Origin of the sequence: Glycomyces sp. NPDC021274 (assembly GCF_040641195.1) — a bacterium.
Classification (GTDB): Bacteria; Actinomycetota; Actinomycetes; order Mycobacteriales; family Micromonosporaceae; genus Glycomyces.
Genome location: NZ_JBFADC010000048.1, coordinates 1 through 1,829, shown reverse-complemented (window position 1 = coordinate 1,829; position 1,829 = coordinate 1). Strand labels below are relative to the sequence as shown.

At 70.5% G+C, this 1,829-nt stretch carries 2 protein-coding genes; both read right to left on the bottom strand.

What is annotated here, in order from left to right:
• Positions 1-943, bottom strand: a 943-nt coding sequence (locus AB0I03_RS26420) for a protein kinase family protein (protein ID WP_360417310.1), incomplete at its 3' end; no start/stop codon positions are given.
• A gap of 107 nt (positions 944-1,050) precedes the next feature.
• Positions 1,051-1,829, bottom strand: a 779-nt coding sequence (locus AB0I03_RS26415; RefSeq protein WP_360417308.1) for a lipid II flippase MurJ, incomplete at its 5' end; no start/stop codon positions are given.

Genomic DNA, 1,829 nt, shown 5'->3' with positions numbered 1-1,829 from the left:
GGATGCGCGGCATGGCGGCAACCGCTTTGGCCAGCTCCTCCGGCGTGGTGCACGGCGGCTCCTGGCGGGACGCGGTGGCCCCGTCGTTGACCAGGGCCCGCATGGCGAGCTCGGACAGGCCCCGGTGCACGCCGGCACGGACCTGGTCGGGTGCGATCAGGCCGACGCCCTTGGGCAGGCCGGTGAGGCCGTAGGCGTCGTTCTCGTACGGCCAGCGCTGGGTGAGGGCGGCGTACAGCAGTGCGCCGATCGCCTCGGTGTCCGTGCGCTGCGGGTGTTCGCAGGTGATGCCGCGCAGCGCCGCCATGACGGCGAGGCCGCGGATGCGGTACTGCCCGGACTCCGTGCGCAGCACCGAGCTCGGAGTGAGCCGCAGGTGGGACAGGCCCTCGCGGTGGGCGGCGGCCATGGCCTGGGAGACCTGGCTGACGAGTTGGTAGGCGTCGTGAGGTTCGAGCGGGCCGTTGGCGAGGACCGTGGCCAGCTCGGTGGCGTCCGGCAGCCACTCATGGACGACATAGACGAGGTCGTTGTCCTCGACGGCGTCGAGGACCTGGACGAAGCGGGGATCCCCGAGAAGCGCGGAGGCCCGGGCAGCCGAGAGCACCGGACGGGCCCGCGGGTGGTCCGCCGGGAGGACGTGCACCCCGACGGCCCGACGCAGCTTCTCGTCGACGGCCCGCCAGCTGCTGAATCCGTCCAGACGGGTGACGCACTCTTCGAGTCGGTATCGTCTGGCGAGTTTGTGGCCGCTGTGGAGTTCCGGTGGCTTGGGATCGGTTGCCTCGGCGCCCTTTCCTTCGGTGCGCGCGGCGTCCTGTTCCTTGCCGGATACCTTCTCGGCCTGCGCACCGTCGTCCGTGGCCCGACCCGCCTTGGCGGTCAGCGACTCCTCGCCGCTGGTGTCGGCCACGTCGACGGCAGCCGTGCTCCGTTCCGCCACCGTCGTTCCTGCCTCCCCATCCGTTGCAGGCTCAATGAGCCAAGACAATTGTGCCCACAGTCCGCCACTATGCACGACACACGGTGGCAGCCGATGGTTGTGCCCGGTCAGCGTCCCAGCTTGGACCTGACCATGCCCACCAGGGCGTTCAGCTCCTCGATCCGCATTTTTCGGGCGGCGAGGTAGAAGACGGCCAGAAGTGCGGCGGCGCCGCCGATGAGCGCGGCGAGCGAGCCGACGAATCCGGTGCCGAGCGCCTGCATCAGGACGTACACCAGGGCGCCGGAGACGATCGTGGCGGGGATGCTGGCGCCGGCCAGTCGCGCGTAGGTCCGCACCACGTGCGCGGTGTCCAGGTCGCCGTCCATCCGCTTGCTGAGCCGGCGCCAGGCGACGCCGACGCCGATGACGTAGGCGAGGCCGTAGGACGCCGCCATGCCCACCACGGCCCAGCGGGCGGGCAGGACCAGGAAGCAGAGGGCGGAGGCCGCGGCGTTGACGCCGGCGACGATCACCGTGTTGTAGAAGGGGGTGCGGGTGTCCTCGTACGCGTAGAAGGCGCGCAGGACGACGTACTGCACCGAGAACGGGATCAGGCCCACACCGAAGGCCATCAGCATGTAGCCCATCGGGATACCGGCGCCGGACGAGCCGTAGACCAGCGTGCACAGCGGGATGCCGAGGGAGAGGAACCCGAATGAGATCGGGACGATGGCGACGGCTGAGGTGCGCAGGCCCTGGGACATGTCGTCCCGGACCGCTCCGGTGTCGCCGTCGTGGGCGGAGCGCGCCAGCCGCGGCAGCAGGGCGGCCATGACGGAGACGGTGATGATCGCCTGCGGCATGTTCCAGATCAGCTGGGCGCTGGCGTAGGAGATGAACCCGG